Origin of the sequence: Skermanella stibiiresistens SB22 (assembly GCF_000576635.1) — a bacterium.
Classification (GTDB): domain Bacteria; phylum Pseudomonadota; class Alphaproteobacteria; order Azospirillales; family Azospirillaceae; genus Skermanella; species Skermanella stibiiresistens.
Window position 1 is genome coordinate 223,532 of the sequence record NZ_AVFL01000002.1, and the last position, 16,183, is coordinate 239,714.

Annotated in this window: 14 protein-coding genes; 11 read left to right on the top strand and 3 right to left on the bottom strand. The window is 66.2% G+C overall.

The features are described 5' to 3' along the window. The first annotated feature begins 18 nt into the window (after positions 1 to 18). From N825_RS03650 to N825_RS03675, 6 genes are all read left to right on the top strand, one after another. Complete coding sequence (locus N825_RS03650) at positions 19 to 1,215, top strand: MFS transporter (protein WP_037447088.1); 1,197 nt, start codon at positions 19 to 21, stop codon at positions 1,213 to 1,215. Positions 1,216 to 1,499: 284 nt separating this feature from the next. Beyond that, positions 1,500 to 2,513 (top strand): BMP family ABC transporter substrate-binding protein, encoded by a 1,014-nt coding sequence (locus tag N825_RS03655; RefSeq protein ID WP_037447755.1) that lies wholly within the window; start codon positions 1,500 to 1,502, stop codon positions 2,511 to 2,513. A gap of 36 nt (positions 2,514 to 2,549) precedes the next feature. Then, positions 2,550 to 4,103 carry an ABC transporter ATP-binding protein gene (locus N825_RS03660; RefSeq protein WP_037447090.1) on the top strand — a complete coding sequence of 518 codons (1,554 nt, stop codon included), beginning with the start codon at positions 2,550 to 2,552 and terminating at the stop codon, positions 4,101 to 4,103. A 21-nt stretch (positions 4,104 to 4,124) separates the two neighbouring features. Beyond that, positions 4,125 to 5,189 carry an ABC transporter permease gene (locus tag N825_RS03665; protein ID WP_037447093.1) on the top strand — a complete coding sequence of 355 codons (1,065 nt, stop codon included), beginning with the start codon at positions 4,125 to 4,127 and terminating at the stop codon, positions 5,187 to 5,189. Between the two features lie 22 nt (positions 5,190 to 5,211). Then, on the top strand, positions 5,212 to 6,162 hold the full coding sequence (locus N825_RS03670; protein ID WP_037447096.1) for an ABC transporter permease: 951 nt from the start codon (positions 5,212 to 5,214) through the stop codon (positions 6,160 to 6,162). Then, positions 6,159 to 7,436, top strand: coding sequence for an amidohydrolase family protein (locus N825_RS03675; RefSeq protein WP_425423715.1), 1,278 nt, complete (start codon positions 6,159 to 6,161; stop codon positions 7,434 to 7,436). The genes N825_RS03670 and N825_RS03675 overlap by 4 nt, the downstream gene beginning before the upstream one ends. Before the next feature lie 82 nt (positions 7,437 to 7,518). On the opposite strand, the gene N825_RS03680 is transcribed toward N825_RS03675, so the two are convergent. Next, positions 7,519 to 7,710 carry a CsbD family protein gene (locus tag N825_RS03680; RefSeq protein WP_037447100.1) on the bottom strand — a complete coding sequence of 64 codons (192 nt, stop codon included), beginning with the start codon at positions 7,708 to 7,710 and terminating at the stop codon, positions 7,519 to 7,521. A gap of 178 nt (positions 7,711 to 7,888) precedes the next feature. Here N825_RS03680 and N825_RS03685 point away from each other — a divergent pair, with 178 nt between their 5' ends. Beyond that, complete coding sequence (locus tag N825_RS03685) at positions 7,889 to 8,941, top strand: AI-2E family transporter (RefSeq protein WP_051511495.1); 1,053 nt, start codon at positions 7,889 to 7,891, stop codon at positions 8,939 to 8,941. A gap of 1 nt (position 8,942) precedes the next feature. After that, positions 8,943 to 9,476, top strand: a complete 534-nt coding sequence (locus tag N825_RS03690) for a hypothetical protein (RefSeq protein WP_051511496.1) — start codon at positions 8,943 to 8,945, stop codon at positions 9,474 to 9,476. Between the two features lie 32 nt (positions 9,477 to 9,508). Here N825_RS03690 and msrA read toward each other — a convergent pair whose 3' ends face one another. Further along, positions 9,509 to 10,069, bottom strand: a complete 561-nt coding sequence (gene msrA / locus N825_RS03695) for a peptide-methionine (S)-S-oxide reductase MsrA (RefSeq protein WP_245613001.1) — start codon at positions 10,067 to 10,069, stop codon at positions 9,509 to 9,511. Between the two features lie 128 nt (positions 10,070 to 10,197). Further along, positions 10,198 to 11,910, bottom strand: coding sequence for an AMP-binding protein (locus N825_RS03700; RefSeq protein WP_051511497.1), 1,713 nt, complete (start codon positions 11,908 to 11,910; stop codon positions 10,198 to 10,200). Positions 11,911 to 12,459: 549 nt separating this feature from the next. Here N825_RS03700 and recO point away from each other — a divergent pair. The 3 genes from recO (at position 12,460) to N825_RS03715 (ending at position 16,183) form a co-directional block, all read left to right on the top strand. Then, positions 12,460 to 13,209: a DNA repair protein RecO gene (gene recO, locus N825_RS03705; protein WP_037447104.1), complete on the top strand. Its 750-nt coding sequence runs from the start codon at positions 12,460 to 12,462 to the stop codon at positions 13,207 to 13,209. Positions 13,210 to 13,212: 3 nt separating this feature from the next. Continuing rightward, complete coding sequence (gene parC / locus N825_RS03710; RefSeq protein ID WP_037447106.1) at positions 13,213 to 15,429, top strand: DNA topoisomerase IV subunit A; 2,217 nt, start codon at positions 13,213 to 13,215, stop codon at positions 15,427 to 15,429. 97 nt (positions 15,430 to 15,526) lie between these two features. Further along, positions 15,527 to 16,183, top strand: a complete 657-nt coding sequence (locus N825_RS03715) for a hypothetical protein (RefSeq protein ID WP_037447107.1) — start codon at positions 15,527 to 15,529, stop codon at positions 16,181 to 16,183.

Here is a 16,183-nt window from a genome sequence, read left to right on the forward strand (position 1 = left end):
TTCCTTGGGAAGACGACAATGTGGCTACTACGCGAAGGCCGCGACGCCCTGACTCTCTCTGTTTGCCAAGCGATGTTTTGGGCCGGGCTGATGATCAGCATCACGCTGACCGGGCTGATCGGTCAGACCATCGCCCCGAGCCCGGCCCTCGCCACCCTGCCGGTGGCGCTCCTGACGGTCGCCAACATCTTCCTGGCCCGGCCAATCTCGCTGGTGATGCAGCGGCGCGGCCGACGGGCCGGATTCTCGGCCGGGGCGCTGGCGGGAGCGGCGGGTGGCGCCATCTGCGCCATCGGCATCCTCCAGGCCGATTTCGTTATCTTCTGCCTGGGCAACATCGTCCTGGGCGCCCATCAGGCGGCGGCGCAATACTATCGCCTCGCGGCGGTCGATCGGGTGGCGCCGGAACGGCGCGGGCGCGCCGTGTCGCTGGTGCTGGCCGGTGGCATCGTGGCGGCGCTGGTGGCGCCTCCCCTGGCGCTCTGGACCAAGGACCTATTGGCACCGATCGCCTTCGCCGGTTCGTTCCTGGCCCTGGCCGTCCTCAGCGTCGGCTTACTGGTCCCGCTGGCGCTGCTGCCGGCGCGCCAGCCGGACATCGCGGGCTCCGCCGGACCTGGCAGGCCCCTGGGGGTGATCATCCGGCAACCCGTCTTCATCGCCGCCCTGGCGAGCGCCGCCATTGGGCACGCCGTGATGGTGCTGGTGATGCATGCCACACCGCTGGCGATGGTCGGCTGCGGCCTGAGTGTCGGCGACGCGGCGGGGACGATCCGTGTCCACGTGCTGGGGATGTTCGTGCCGTCGTTCTTCACCGGCCGCCTGATCGACCGCTTCGGCGCACCGGGCATCGCGGCGCTCGGAGCCGTGATTCTTGCGTTCAGCGCCACCGTGTCGGCTTGGGATCAGGTGTTGCTCAACTTCCAGATCGGGCTGGTGCTGCTCGGCTTGGGTTGGAACTTCATGTACATCGCGGGGACCACCCTGCTGACCCAGTCGCACCGCCCGGAGGAGCGGGGCCGGGTCCAGGGCTTCGCCGAGATGTCGATCGCGGCCTGCGCCGCCATCGCGTCCTTCGGGTCCGCCGGACTGCTGAACGGTTTGGGCTGGAAGGCGGTGAACATCGGCGCCTTGCCATTCCTGGCGGCGGCGCTGGGCGTGACGCTGTGGTACGCGCTCCAGTCGCGCCGAGGTTTGGCGCCTTCGCGGGCATGATCGCGTGATGCTGGGTCAACCACCTTGGACTGGCCGCATTAGGGCCGAATTGCCGGCATCATACGCCGTTTGACCTAGAAGCCATGGCCGTCCATCCGGTCTAGGGTGCGCCCCGCCGTTGCCTATGATTCAGGCATTGCCTGAGCGCGCGCCATTTCATTCCGGCAAAGCCGCGCCCTGTTCGACCATGGGGTGGCGGGCGGAGTGATGGCATGGCGGTTGCTTGCGGGTGCGGCGCGATAACGACGATGCCAGGGATGAGGGGCTGACGGATGGGTGTTTCGATGGGGCGGACGCTAGGACGGCGGGTTTTTCTCGCGGCGGCCGGCATGATGATGGGGGCGATCGCGCTGGCGGGGACCGGCTCGGACGCCTTGGCCCAACCCGCCAAGATCAAGGTCGCGGGCGTCTACACCGTCCCGATCGAGCAGCAATGGGTCAGCCGCATCCACAAGGCGTTGAAGGAGGCCGAGGGCCGCGGCGAGATCGAGTATGTCTTCGCCGAATCGGTCGCCACGACGGATTACGAGCGGGTGCTTCGCCAGTACGCCGAGGGCGGACAGCAACTGATCGTCGCCGAGGCCTTCGCGATCGAGCGGCCGGCCCGCGCCGTCGCCAAGGACTATCCCAAGACCGCCTTCCTGATGGCTTCGAGCTTCCCGGCGGCTGGCAACAACTTCTCGGTCTTCGACAACTACATCCAGGAGCCGGCCTACCTGACCGGCATGATCGCCGGTGCCATGTCCAAGACGGGCGTCATCGGCATGGTCGGCGGCTATCCCATTCCCGAGGTCAACCGGCTGATGAACGCCTTCATGGAGGGTGCCAAGGAGGCCAAGCCGGACATCAAGTTCATGGTCAGCTTCATCGGCTCGTGGTTCGATCCGCCCAAGGCCAAGGAAGCCGCCTTCGCCATGATCGACCGGGGTGCTGACATCCTCTACGCCGAGAGGTTCGGCGTGTCCGACGCCGCCAAGGAGCGCGGCAAGCTGGCGATCGGCAACGTCATCGACACCCAGCCGCAGTATCCGGACACGGTGGTCGCCAGCGCCCTGTGGCACATGGAGCCGACCATCTCCCACGCCATCACGGCCGTCCGCGACGGCAAATTCGTCGGCGAGGACTATGGCCAGTTCAGCCTGATGAAGTTCAAGGGATCGAGCCTGTCGCCGCTCGGCACCTTCGAGGACAAGGTCCCGGGCGACGCGAAGGCGAAGGTCAAGGAGCGCGAGGAGCAGATCCGGAGCGGCGCCTTCACCGTCAAGGTCAACAACGACGAGCCCAAGTCGTCGATGTGATCCGGTAGGGCCTCCCGCGGTTAATGGCGTAGACTGATGGTATCCACTCCCGCCGTCGAGCCGGAGGTCGTCCTTCGGCTGACCGGCATCACCAAGCGTTTTGGCGCCCTGACCGCCAACGACGCGATCTCGCTCGACCTGCGGCGCGGTCGGGTGATGGCCTTGCTGGGTGAGAACGGCGCCGGCAAGACGACGTTGATGAACATCCTGTTCGGCCATTACGTGGCCGACGCGGGACACATAGAGGCGTTCGGCCAGCCGCTGCCACCCGGCTCGCCCAAGGCGGCGCTGGCGGCCGGCATCTGCATGGTCCACCAACACTTCACGCTGGCCGACAACCTGTCGGTGCTGGACAACGTGATCCTGGGAACCGAGCCGCTGTGGCGGTTCTGGACCGATCGGGGAAGGGCGCGCCGCAAGCTCGTCAGCCTCGCGGAGCGGTTCGGGTTGGTGGTCGATCCCGACGCCAGCGTCGGCGCCCTGTCGGTCGGCGAGCGCCAGCGCGTCGAGATCCTGAAAGCGCTGTACCGCGACGCCCGCATCCTGATCCTGGACGAGCCCACCGCCGTGCTGACGCCGCAGGAGAGCGAACGCCTGTTCGCCACCCTCAAGTTGCTGACGGCGGAAGGCTTGGCGATCGTCTTCATCAGCCACAAGATGAACGAGGTGATGGCCGCCAGTGATAACGTCGGCGTGCTGCGCGGCGGCCGGCTGGTGGCGGTCCGCCGCACGGCGGAGACCAACCGGGGCGAACTGGCCGAACTGATGATCGGTCGCACGCTGAAGGCGCCGACCGTCGAGCCGATGGCCGCCGGGGAGCCCGTCCTGACGCTGGCCGGCGTGACGGTCAAGGCGGGCGGTGGAAACGGGCAGGGGATGCTCGACGCGGTCGATCTGAAGATCCGCCGCCACCAGATCATAGGAATCGCCGGGGTTTCCGGCAACGGACAGTCCGCGTTGGCGGATCTCGTCAGCGGGTTGATCGTGCCGGACGCCGGGCTGCTGGAGGTTCTGGGAAACGGGATCGCTCGGACCGGTCCGGGGGCGATGGTCCGGTGCGGCGTCGCCCGCATCCCCGAGGACCGGCACGCCACCGGCTTGGTCGGCGACATGACCGTTTGGGAAAATCTCATCGCCGAACGCTATCGCCTGCCTGAGTTCTCACGTTTTGGCTTCCTCAAGCGCGGCGCCGCGCGCCAGCGGGCCGAGGGAGTCATCAAGGACTACGACGTGCGCTGTCCGGGACCGGACGCGGTCTCCCGCCTGCTGTCGGGCGGCAACATGCAGAAACTGATCCTGGGCCGCACGCTCAGCTATGGGCCGGGGCTGATCCTGGCCAACCAGCCGACCCGGGGGCTCGATGTCGGGGCGGTCGCCTATGTCCACGAACGCCTGCTGGCGGCGCGCGCCGGCGGTGCCGGCATCCTGCTGATTTCCGAGGACCTGGACGAGATCCTGGCATTGTCCGACCAGATCGCCGTCATCCACCGGGGCAGGCTGTCGCCGCCCCAGCCGCGCTCGGCGGTGACCATCCGCCAGCTTGGTTTGGCGATGGCTGGTCATTGGACCGAACTATCCGAAGTGGCCTGAACGATATGTCGCCTGTATCCCATGTGGTTTGAACCGCGCCCGCTGCCCTCGGCGGCGCTCCGCGTCCTGGCCCCGATCGCCGCCGTGATCGCGGCGCTGGCCTTGTGCGCCGCGTTGATCGCCTGGACCGGAACAAGCGTTGCGCAAGCCTACGTCCTGCTGTTCCAGGGATCCCTGGGCAGCCGCTTCGCCCTGGCCGAAACCCTCACCCGCGCCACGCCGCTGATGCTGACCGGATTGGCGGCCGCCGTGGCGTTCCGGGCAAAATTGTGGAACATCGGCGCCGAGGGGCAACTCTACGCTGGCGCGCTGATCGCCGTCATGCTGGGCGGCGGCATGGTCGATCTGCCGGTCTGGGCGCTGCTTCCGGCGGCGCTGATCGGGGGAGCCCTGGCTGGATCGGCCCTGTTGATCGGACCGACCGTGCTGAAGACAGGGTTTGGCGTGGACGAGGTGGTGACAACGCTGTTGCTCAACTTCGTCACGCTGCTGTTCGTCTCGATGATGCTGGAAGGGGCGTTGAAGGACCCGATGGGCATGGGCTGGCCGCAAAGCGCCCCCGTCCTGCCGGAAGCGGAGCTTCCCCGCCTGATCGAGCGGTCGCGGCTGCACGCCGGGCTGATCATCGCGTTGTTGGCGGCGGTGGCGCTGTGGATCATGAACACCCGGACGACCTGGGGATACGAGATCAAGGCCGTCGGCGCCAATCAAGCCGCGGCGGCGTTCGCCGGCATTCCGGTCAACTGGGTGATGCTGAAGGTGGCGATCCTGTCCGGCGGCCTGGCCGGGCTGGCCGGCGCGTCGGAGATCGCCGGCACGCGCGGCTACCTGACGCTCGACCTGTCGCCAGGGTTCGGCTACAGCGGCATCGTGGTCGCCATGCTGGCGCAGCTCCACCCGCTGGGCGTCGTCGTTGCCTCAATCTTCGTGGCGGCGATCTTCGTCGGCGCCGACGCCATGAGCCGGACCGTCGCCGTGCCGAACTACATCGCGGAGGTGTTGGTCGCGGTCAGCCTGCTGTGCGTGCTGGTCTCCGCGTTCCTGGTCCGCTTCCGCGTCCGGCGCACCGCCGCGCGGACCTCATGACCGGCGGCGAGGAGAAACGACCATGATCGCCGATATCGCCGACCTGCTGGTGTCCGCCACCTTCTGGGCCGCCACCCTGCGCATCGCGACGCCGTATATCCTGGGAACACTGGGCGAGTTGGTGTGCGAGCGCGCCGGCGTGCTCAACCTGGGGATCGAGGGCATCATGACGCTCGGTGCCATGGCCGGCTGGATGGCGGTCCACCAGGGCGCCGACCTTTGGACTGGCGTGCTGATCGCCGCCCTGGCCGGCGCCGTGCTCGGATCCCTGCACGCGGTCCTGACCGTGCCGCTGGGATTGTCGCAGCACGTCACCGGTATCGGCGTGACGCTGCTGGGCACCAGCCTGTCCTATTATGTATACCGGATGGTGCTTCCCCAGGTGACCACCCCGCCGACGATCGAGCCGTTCCAGCCCTTCGCCATTCCGGTCCTGTCCGACATACCCGTGATCGGTCCCGCGCTGTTCAGCCAGACGCCGCTGACCTACGTGGCGCTGGCGGCGGTCGCGGTGGTGGCCTGGGTGCTCTACCGCACGCCCATTGGACTGGCGGTCCGCATGGTCGGCGAGAACCCGGCCGCGGCCGAGGCCCAGGGCATCAACGTCACGGCGGTCCGCATGGGCGCCGTGATCTGCGGCAGCGCCTTGATGGCGGTGGGGGGAGCGTTTCTGACCCTGTCGGCGTTCAACGCCTTCTTCTTCAACATGATCAACGGCCGGGGCTGGATCTGCATCGCCCTGGTGGTGTTCGCCTCGTGGCGGCCGGGCAAGGCCTTGCTCGGCGCCGTCCTTTTCGCCGCCTTCGACGCGTTGCAACTGCGGTTGCAACAGATCGTCGGCCCGGCCTTGCCTTACCAGGTGTTCCTGATGCTGCCTTACCTGCTCAGCATACTGGCTCTCGTGCTGATGTCGCGCCGCGCCGCGTATCCGAGAGCCTTGATGATTCCGTTCCGTAAAGGGGAGCGCCACTGATGGACCTGATCGTCCGCAACGCCAACCTGCCCGACGGCAGGACCGGCATCGACATCGGCGTCGAAGCCGGCCGCATCGTGGCCGTGGAGCCGGCGCTCCAGGCGACGGCGCCGGAGGAGATCGACGCCAGCGGCCGCTTGGTGACGCCGCCCTTCATCGATTGCCACTTCCACATGGACGCGACGCTCAGCTATGGGTTGCCGCGGGTGAACCAATCCGGCACCCTGCTGGAGGGCATCGCGCTGTGGGGTGAGCTGAAGCCGATCCTCACCCAGGAGGCGCTGGTCGAGCGCGCGCTGGAATACTGCGACTGGGCGGTCGGACGGGGATTGCTGGCGGTCCGCACCCATGTCGATGTCTGCGATCCGCGCCTGCTGGCGGTAGAAGCCCTGTTGGAGGTCAAGCGCCGGGTGGCACCCTATCTCGACTTGCAATTGGTGGCTTTCCCGCAGGACGGCTACCTGCGGTCACCCAGCGCTCCCGAATTGCTGAAGCGCGCGCTGGACATGGGCGTCGATGTCGTCGGCGGCATCCCCCATTTCGAACGGACCATGGCGGATGGCGCCGCCAGTGTCCGGATGCTGTGCGAGATCGCCGCCGAGCGCGGCTTGCTGGTCGACATGCATTGCGACGAGACCGACGACCCGATGTCTCGCCATGTCGAGACGCTGGCCTTTGAGACCCAAAGGCTGGGACTGCACGGCCGTGTGGTCGGATCTCACCTGACCTCGATGCACTCGATGGACAATTATTATGTCAGCAAACTGATTCCGCTGATGGCCGAGGCTGGCTTGGGCGCCATCTCCAACCCGCTGATCAACATCACCATCCAGGGCCGCCACGACACCTATCCAAAACGGCGCGGCATGACGCGGGTGCCGGAGTTGATGGCGGCTGGGCTGACGGTCGCTTTCGGTCACGATTGCGTGATGGACCCATGGTACTCGCTGGGCTCCGGCGACATGCTGGAGGTGGCTCACATGGGTCTCCATGTGGCTCAGATGACGTCGGTGGATGGCATGAACGCCTGCTTCCGCGCCGTGACGGAGAACCCGGCCAAGCTGCTGGGATTGGAGGGCTATGGCCTGGAGGTGGGTTGCAACGCCGATATGGTGGTGCTGCAGGCGCGCGATCCGGTCGAGGCGATCCGCCTCAAGGCGACGCGGCTGTTCGTCCTGCGGCGCGGCCGCGTGATCAGCCGGATGCCGGCGGCCGAGGCGGCCCTGAACCTGGAGGGCCGGCCGGATCGGGTTGGGTTCGCCATCCGGCGATGAGCGGAGGCGTCATCTTCCGGGCATGAAAAAGGCCCCGGTCCCTCATCGGGACCGGGGCCTTTTCGCAGGCGATCGCTGGCGACTAGCGGTCGGTCTTGTCCTTGTTGCCGGTCAGCGCATCCTTGATGCCGCCAACGAGGTTCTGGATCTTGCCTTCAGCCTTGTCAGCCTTGCCTTCGGACTGCAGCTTGCTGTCGCCCGTGACGTTGCCGACACCCTCTTTGACGTCGCCCTTCATCTTCTTCAAAGAGCCTTCGGTCCGATCGTCATTCATGGTGCATTCCTCAATCTGGTAGGGCCACGTCAGTCGACGTGATCGTACACATGACAACACCGCGAAACGGGAATCGTCACGCCGGTGTCGCAAACAATCGTGCCGGAAACAATCTTGATCGCACGTGTGTTGGCGAGGGGTTGGCGGCCAGCCGCCTCGCTTCCGGAGTTTCAAATCCATGACCACCGACACCGCGCCGTCCGCCGGACGGTTCGCCCGTCTCCTGCTCGTCGGCATCGTGATGATCGGCGTTACCCTGCTGGCCTGGCAGATCATCGACGTCCTGCTCCTGGTGTTCGGCGCCGTGCTTCTGGCGGTCATGCTGCGCCGGTCCGCCGACTGGCTGGCGGATCACACGCCCCTGTCGGCGGGATGGGCTTTGGTGGTGGTGGTGCTGGGGATCATGATCCTGCTGGGACTGTGCGGATGGTTGTTCGGCGCGCAGATTTCCAGTCAGGTCGAGCAATTGACCAATGTGGTCCCCGAGGCCTGGGGGCGCTTGAAGGAACAGCTTCAAGGATCGTCGTGGGGCCGTACGGCTTTGGACGCCATCACGGGAGTCGATCCCACCAACATTTCCGGTGGCGTGGTCCGCGAGGCGGGTAGCATCGTCATGACCGTGATCGGTGGGCTCGGCAATGTGCTGCTTTTGGTGGTCGGCGGCGTCTATATGGCGGCGCAGCCCCAGATGTACCGGAACGGGATCGTGGCCTTGGTCCCAAAGGACGCCGAGGGCAAGACCCTCGAAACGCTCGATGCCATGGGCGAGTCCCTGGGCAATTGGCTCAAGGGACAATTTCTCGCCATGGTGATGGTGGGTGCGATGACCAGCCTGGGGCTCTGGCTGATCGGGGTGCCGTCGGCGCTGGCCCTGGGGCTGCTGGCGGGCCTGGGCGAGTTCATCCCGCTGGTTGGCGCCTTCGCGACCGCGATCCCGGCGCTGCTGGCGGCATCGACTGGCGGTATGTCCATGGTGATCTACACGCTGGTGCTCTACATCGTGATCCAGCAGATCGAAGGAAACGTGATCCTGCCGCTGGTCGAGCGTAAGATGGTGTCGCTGGCTCCTGCGCTGGCCCTGTTCGCCGTCGTCGCGTCCGGCTTGCTGTTCGGCATCCTGGGCATCATCTTCGCGACACCCTTGACGGTCGTGGCCTGTGTCGCCGTCCAGAAGCTGTATGTCGAAGGCGCCCTGGGGAAGTCGGGGGAGAAATCGGGAGACGACGACTAAATTGGGCTTAACGCCGAATACCTGGGGCAGTACCGGCCGCGGAGCGCTGAGGCGGATCCTCTCTCCGATCCTGACCGCCATCGCGATCGTCTATTTCCTGCTCGACGCGGTGTTCCTGCGGGTGCTGCGGCCGTTCCTCGACTGGATTGGCCGGCAGCCGATCTTCGCGCGGATCGGCGCCTGGATCGCCCGGCTTGGGCCCTATCCAACCCTGATCCTGTGCGCGATCCCCGTCGTGATATTCGAGCCGCTGAAACCGGTCGGCGTCTATGTCATGGCGACCGGGCATCCCTTGATGGGAGCCTGCGTCATCGGTGGCGCGGAGCTGCTGAAGGTCGTGACGCTCGAACGGCTATTCCGCGCCAGCCGGGAGAAACTGCTGACGATCGGCTGGTTCGCGTGGTGCTACCGCCACGTGACCGGCTGGCTGGACAGGATCCGAGCCTTGCCGGCCTGGCGGGCGGCGGTGAGTGCCTGGGATCGGGTGAAATCCGGCGCCCGCCGCCTACTCAGGCGAATCCGCGAACTGGCCTGAGCAGGGGGCGGGCCTGAGCCGCGCCTGACCTATCAGGCGCGGAGACGGTCCATGTACTGCTTCCGGACCTTGGCGACCTTGGGGGCGATCACGACTTGGCAGTAGGGCTGCCCGCCATTACGGGCGTAGTAGTCGTCGTGATAAGCCTCCGCCGGGTAGAAGACCGGCAGCGGCGACAGCTCCGTCACCAGCGGGCGGTCCCAGACGCGCCGATCCGACACCGACTTCATGACCTCGCGGGCGGTCCGTTCCTGCTCGGCGTCATGGTAAAAGATGACGGAGCGGTATTGCGGCCCGGCGTCGTTGCCCTGGCGGTTCAGCGTGGTCGGATCGTGGGTGGTGAAGAACACCTCCAGCAGGTCGCGATAGGAGATCACCTCGGGATCGAAGGCGATCTGGACCACCTCTGCGTGCCCGGTGCGGGCGGTGCAGACCTGCTCGTAGGTCGGGTTCTCGACGTGGCCGCCGGCATAGCCGGACTGGACGCGCTCCACCCCCCGCAGCTCCTGGAAAACCGCCTCGGTGCACCAGAAGCAGCCACCGCCGACCGTCGCCAGCGTCAAGCCCCGGCCCGTCTCCATGTTTTCGGCCATGACACCTTGTTCCTTTTCGTCGTCCGTACACTGGTTCGGACAAGCATGTGGTGCCTCCCGGCGCCGTTGAACACCGGGAGGCACCCGCGCGGGTGGTCACATTGGCGAGAGCGGATCGCGAGAGGCTGTCACGCCGTCCTCGCGACTTCCAGCCTTAGCTCCTCGATCATCTTCTGGCGCATGATGAACTTCTGGATCTTGCCGGTCACCGTCATGGGGAAGGCGTCGACGAACCGGATGTGCCTGGGAACCTTGTAATGAGCGATGCTGCCCTGGCAGAACTCCAGCACCTCCCGCTCGGTCAGGGTCTCGCCGTCCTGGACGTGGATCCAGGCGCAGAGCTGTTCGCCGAACTTCTCGTCGGGCACGCCGAAGACCTGGACGTCCTTGATCCGGGGATGGGTGTAGAGGAATTCCTCGACCTCGCGGGGGTAGATGTTCTCGCCGCCCCGGATGACCATGTCCTTGATCCGGCCGACGATGTTGCAGTAGCCCTCGGCGTCGATGGTGGCGAGATCGCCGGTGTGCATCCAGCGGGCGGCGTCGATCGCCTCGCGGGTCCGTTCGTCGTCGCCCCAATAGCCCAGCATCACGGAATAGCCGCGCGTGAGCAGCTCGCCGGTCGTGCCGGTCGGAACGATCCTGCCCTCGGCGTCGACGATCTTGACCTCCAGGTGCGGCTGGACGCGGCCGACCGTCGCGACGCGGCGCTCCAGCGGATCGTCGGTCGAGCTTTGGAAGCTGACCGGGCTGGTCTCGGTCATGCCATAGGCGATGGTGATCTCACCCATGTTCATCTCGCCGGCCACCCGCCTCATCACCTCGATCGGGCAGGGCGAGCCCGCCATGATGCCGGTGCGCAGCGTCGAGAAATCGAACTCCTTGAAGCGGGGATGGTTGAGCAGGGCGATGAACATGGTCGGGACGCCATGCAGCCCGGTGCAGCGCTCCTCCTGGACGGTGGTCAGGACCCCTTCCGGGTCGAAGCCCTCGCCGGGGATCACCATGCAGGCACGGTGGGTGACGCAGGCGAGGTTGCCCAGCACCATGCCGAAGCAATGGTAGAACGGCACGGGGATGCACAGCCGGTCCCGCTCGGTCAGGCGCATCGCCTCGCCGATGAAGAAGCCGTTGTTCAGGATGTTGTGGTGGGTCAGCGTGGCACCCTTGGGGTTGCCCGTGGTGCCGCTGGTGAACTGGATGTTGATGGCATCGTCGAACTGAAGCTCGCCGCGCAGCCGCTCCAGCTCGGCGAAATGCTGGTCACCGGCCGCCGCAGCGATGTCCGCGAAGTTGAGCATGCCGGGTGTCCGGTCCTCGCCCATGCGGATCACGGTCCGCAGCGTCGGTAGCTTGTGGCTTTCCAGGCGGCCGGGCTGGCAGCGGTCGAGCTCGGGCGCCACCTGCCGGATCATGCCGATGTAGTCGCTGGACTTGAACGAGGCCGCCAGGATCAGCGCCTCGCAGCCAACCTTGTTGAGCGCGTATTCCAACTCGTGGGTGCGATAGGCTGGATTGATGTTGACCAGCACCAGCCCGGCCTTGGCCGTGGCGAACTGGGTCAGCACCCATTCGGAATTGTTCTGCGACCAGATGCCGACGCGGTCGCCGCGCCTCAGGCCCAGCGCCAGCAGTCCGGCGGCCAGCCGGTCGGTCTCCACATTGAACTGGGCATAGGTCAACCGGACGTTCTGATGCCGCACGACCAAGGCATCGGCATCGGGCGACAGGGCGGCCATGCGGTCGAGATGCGCGCCGATCGTGTCGCCGATCAGCGGCGTGGTCGAGGCGCCGTGGACGTAGCTGTGGCTCAGGCGAGCTTCAGGTGTGGGGGTGGCCAATGTTTCCTCCGCTCGGCGCCGTTTGGCGGCGCCGTCTTGTTCGTCATCGATCGAGCGTCCCGGAACGCCAGCCTTGATGACTACAACGATATTGGCGGAAGGGAAAATGGCGCAAACGAATGCGCTTATGTGTGCGCGCGTCTTGGCTGTGGCGGCAAGTTCACGGGACTGGATGCCAAGGGATCATCCAGTCACCATATCGATCATATGATGTGAATGACCACTTGACTTGCCAAGCCGACCGTAACGGCCAGGAAAGCGATTTGAGCCACGATGCGCTCCGCGCGAGACCAACGCGCCCAGTCCTTTGAGAAACTGCTCAACATGTCGCTACCATCTTCAGGTTTTAAGGAGAACGTCTGATTTCCCCGATCCTGAACTCCCCCGGTTATTGCTTGGTTAACGACGGGATTAACGGTGGCGATAGCCGCTTATTCCATGTTGATGTCACAGAAATCCGGCATTTGGTTGTTTGGCGGCTGGATTGGGCGTTTGGTCGCCGCGGGATTTTGGGCGGCATTTCGAGTGGAACTTTGGTAGAACATCGGTATGGAATGGACTGACGAAGCGATCGTTCTTTCGGCCCGACCGCATGGCGAGGCGGCTGTCGTTGCGACCCTGCTGACCCGTGGGCACGGCCGGCATTCCGGCTTGGTGCAGGGCGGACGCTCGTCCAAGCAAAGGGGCAACCTGCAACCGGGCAATCGCGTCAGCGCGCGGTGGCGGGCGCGGCTGGCCGATCACCTGGGAACCCTGACAATCGAGCCGATCCACAACAACGCCGCCGCCATGCTGGACGACCCGCTGCGGCTGTCTGGGCTGGTCTCCGCCTGCACCATGACCGAGGTGGCGCTGCCCGACCGCGAGCCGCACGAGCCGGTGTTCCATGGCTTGCTGGCGCTGCTGGAGGCGTTCGAGACTCCCGTCTGGGCGCCAGCCTATGTGCGGTGGGAGTTGGGATTGCTCCAGGAACTGGGCTTTGGGTTGGACCTGTCGTCCTGCGCCGCGACGGGGACCAACGACGCGCTGGCCTATGTCAGTCCGCGCACCGGCCGGGCGGTCTCGCTGTCGGCGGGCGAGCCCTATCGGGACAAGCTGCTGCCCCTGCCGGGGTTCCTGGCCGGCCACGGCGGCTGGACCGATCGGGAAGTGCTTGCGGGTCTGGACCTGACCGGGCATTTCCTGGAACGCAACGCGATCAATACTGGTTCGGGCGGCGCGTCGGGACAAATGCCAGCCGCCCGCGCCAGATTCATCGAACGCTATCGCAAAATGGCTACCCTGTCTGGTAGTAGGTAAGACATGACCGATCCAGTTCTCGACATCCAAGACAAGCCGCTCTCCGAGGCGCTCGGCGAGCGGTATCTCTCCTATGCCCTGTCCACCATCATGTCGCGCTCGCTGCCCGACGTGCGCGACGGGCTCAAACCGGTCCACCGGCGGCTGCTGTTCGCGATGAGCCAGCTGAAGCTGGACCCGAGCACGCCGCCCAAGAAATGCGCCCGCGTGGTCGGCGACGTGATCGGTAAGTTCCACCCGCACGGCGACACCGCGGTCTACGACGCGCTGGTCCGGCTGGCACAGGACTTCGCGGTCCGCTATCCGCTGATCGACGGCCAAGGCAACTTCGGCAACATCGACGGCGATAACGCCGCCGCCATGCGGTACACCGAAGCGCGGCTCACCGATGTGGCGAAGGCGCTGCTGGAGGGGATCGACGAGGACACGGTCGATTTTCGCGGCACCTATGACGGTGAGGGCGAGGAGCCGATCGTCCTGCCCTCGGCCTTCCCGAACCTGCTCGCCAACGGCTCGCAGGGCATCGCGGTCGGCATGGCGACCTCGATCCCGCCGCACAACGCGGAGGAGCTGTGCGACGCGCTGAGCCACCTGATCAAGAAGCCGGACGCATCGATCGAGGATCTGGTCCGGCTGGTTCCCGGGCCGGACTTCCCGACCGGCGGCACCCTGGTCGAACCCGCCGCCTCGATCGCCGAGTCGTACCGGACGGGGCGCGGCAGCTTCCGACTGCGCGCCAAGTGGGAGGTCGAGAAGCTGGGACAGGGCACCTGGCAGATCGTCGTCACGGAGATTCCCTATCAGGTCCAGAAGAGCCGGCTGATCGAGAAGATCGCGGAGTTGCTGGCCGCCCGTAAGCTGTTCCTGCTGGACGACGTCCGCGACGAATCGGCGGAGGATATCCGACTGGTCCTGGTGCCGAAGAACCGCAATGTCGATCCCGACGTGCTGATGGAATCGCTGTTCAAGACCACCGACCTTGAGACTCGGTTCGGCCTCAACATGAACGTGCTGGACAAGGACAACGTCCCGCGCGTCATGAACCTGAAGGAGGTCCTGCAAGCCTTCCTGGCGCACCGGATCGAGGTGCTGGAGCGGCGGTCCCGCCATCGGCTGGCCAAGATCGACCACCGGCTGGAGGTGCTGGGCGGCTACCTGATCGCCTACCTCAACCTGGACGAGGTGATCCGCATCATCCGGGAGGAGGACGAGCCCAAGAAGTCGCTGATGGCGACGTTCTCGCTGACCGATGTCCAGGCCGAGGCGATCCTGAACATGCGTCTCCGCTCGCTCCGCAAGCTGGAGGAGTTCGAGATCAAGAAGGAGCACGACGCCCTGTCGGCCGAGCGCGCCGACCTGATCGAACTGCTGGAGAACGAGCCCCGGCGCTGGAAGGCGATCGCCAAGCAGATCGCCGAGACCCGGAAGCGCTTCGGCAAGGCGACCACGCTGGGCGCCCGGCGGACGGTGATCGGTGATGCTCCCTCCGCCATCATCATTCCGCTGGAGGCCATGGTGGAGCGGGAGCCGGTCACCGTGTTCTGCTCCGAGAAGGGCTGGATCCGGACGGTCAAGGGCCATCAGGCCGACACGACCGACATCAAGTACAAGGACGGCGACCGCGAACGCTTCGTGTTGCGGGTCGAGACCACCGACAAGCTGGTGGTTCTGGGAACGGACGGGCGGTTCTACACGCTGGGGGTCGACAAGCTGCCGCGCGGCAGGGGCTTCGGCGAGCCGCTGCGGCTGATGATCGACCTCGCCAACGACGCGGAACTGGTCACCCTGTTCAAGCACCGGCCCGGACGGCGCCTGCTGGTGGTGGCGTCCAATGGCCGCGGCTTTCAGGTCGAGGAGGACGAGGTGATCGCCCAGACCCGCGGCGGCAAGCAGGTGATGACGGTCGGTGATGGCGTCGAGGCCAAGTTCTGCATCCCGGTGGAGGGCGACACGGTCGCCGCGATCGGCAACAACCGCAAGCTCCTGGTCTTCCCACTGGAGGAGGTGCCGGTGATGGCGCGGGGTCGCGGCGTCATGATCCAGAAATACACCGACGGCAGCCTGTCGGACCTGACGACCTTCAAGTTCGCCGACGGCCTGTCGTGGAAAAGCGGCGACCGGACGCGGGTGGAAACGGATATGAGCCCCTGGAAGGGCAACAGGGGAACGGCCGGCCGGGTGCCGCCCAATGGCTTCCCGAAGAACAACCGCTTCACCTGAGCCCGCGATAAAGACATCCCACCAAGGAACTCTCCGACCGGCATTTCGTTCTTGGTGCCACAAGGCACCGAATAAACGCCGACTGTCGGAGAGTGGGATGCGCAAGACTTTGCTGATGATGACCACGGCCCTGGCCGCTTGGTCCTGGACGCCGGAGGCGGGGGCCCAACAGCCGCCCGCTCCAGCACCCCAGACGGCGCCCGAGCCAGCGCCCCAAACCGGCCCCCAAGTCGAAGTCCAGCAACCACGGGCCACTGTGGACGTCCAACAGCCTCGACCGGAGGTGACGGTCCAGCAGAAGCCGCCCGAGGTGATCATCGAACAGCAGCCGCCGCAGGTCATCATCCGGCAGGCGCCTCCCCGGATCATCGTGCGTCAGGCGCCACCCGAGATCATCGTCCGCCAGTTCCAGCCCCAGGTGATCATCCGCCAGCGCGAGCCGGAGGTGATCATCGAGCAGGCCGACCCGGAGATCGTGGTCGATCAGCCGCAACCCACCGTATCGGTCGAGCAAGCCCAGCCGCAGGTCGACATCCAGCAGCTCCAGCCTCAGGTGGTGATCGAGCAGGCCGAGCCGACCATCACGGTCGAGCCGATGACCCCGCCGCCCGCCGTCACCGAAACGGCGCCAGCGCCGGTTCCCCAGGAGCCAGTGGCGGTGACGCCACCCGAGCCTTCCGCCGCGACGCCGCCCGAGCCTCCGGCACCGGGTCCGGAAGCTGGAACCGACGCCCCGCCCCGTACTCAGGAGTGA

Excerpts from the sequence above, each read along its gene's own strand:
- N825_RS03650 (WP_037447088.1), top strand. The coding sequence starts at position 19 with ATGTGGCTACTACGCGAAGGCCGCGACGCCCTGACTCTCTCTGTTTGC.
- N825_RS03655 (WP_037447755.1), top strand. The coding sequence starts at position 1,500 with ATGGGGCGGACGCTAGGACGGCGGGTTTTTCTCGCGGCGGCCGGCATG.
- N825_RS03660 (WP_037447090.1), top strand. The coding sequence starts at position 2,550 with ATGGTATCCACTCCCGCCGTCGAGCCGGAGGTCGTCCTTCGGCTGACC.
- N825_RS03665 (WP_037447093.1), top strand. The coding sequence starts at position 4,125 with ATGTGGTTTGAACCGCGCCCGCTGCCCTCGGCGGCGCTCCGCGTCCTG.
- N825_RS03670 (WP_037447096.1), top strand. The coding sequence starts at position 5,212 with ATGATCGCCGATATCGCCGACCTGCTGGTGTCCGCCACCTTCTGGGCC.
- N825_RS03680 (WP_037447100.1), bottom strand. The coding sequence starts at position 7,710 with ATGAATGACGATCGGACCGAAGGCTCTTTGAAGAAGATGAAGGGCGAC.
- N825_RS03685 (WP_051511495.1), top strand. The coding sequence starts at position 7,889 with ATGACCACCGACACCGCGCCGTCCGCCGGACGGTTCGCCCGTCTCCTG.
- msrA (WP_245613001.1), bottom strand. The coding sequence starts at position 10,069 with ATGGCCGAAAACATGGAGACGGGCCGGGGCTTGACGCTGGCGACGGTC.
- recO (WP_037447104.1), top strand. The coding sequence starts at position 12,460 with ATGGAATGGACTGACGAAGCGATCGTTCTTTCGGCCCGACCGCATGGC.
- parC (WP_037447106.1), top strand. The coding sequence starts at position 13,213 with ATGACCGATCCAGTTCTCGACATCCAAGACAAGCCGCTCTCCGAGGCG.
- N825_RS03715 (WP_037447107.1), top strand. The coding sequence starts at position 15,527 with ATGCGCAAGACTTTGCTGATGATGACCACGGCCCTGGCCGCTTGGTCC.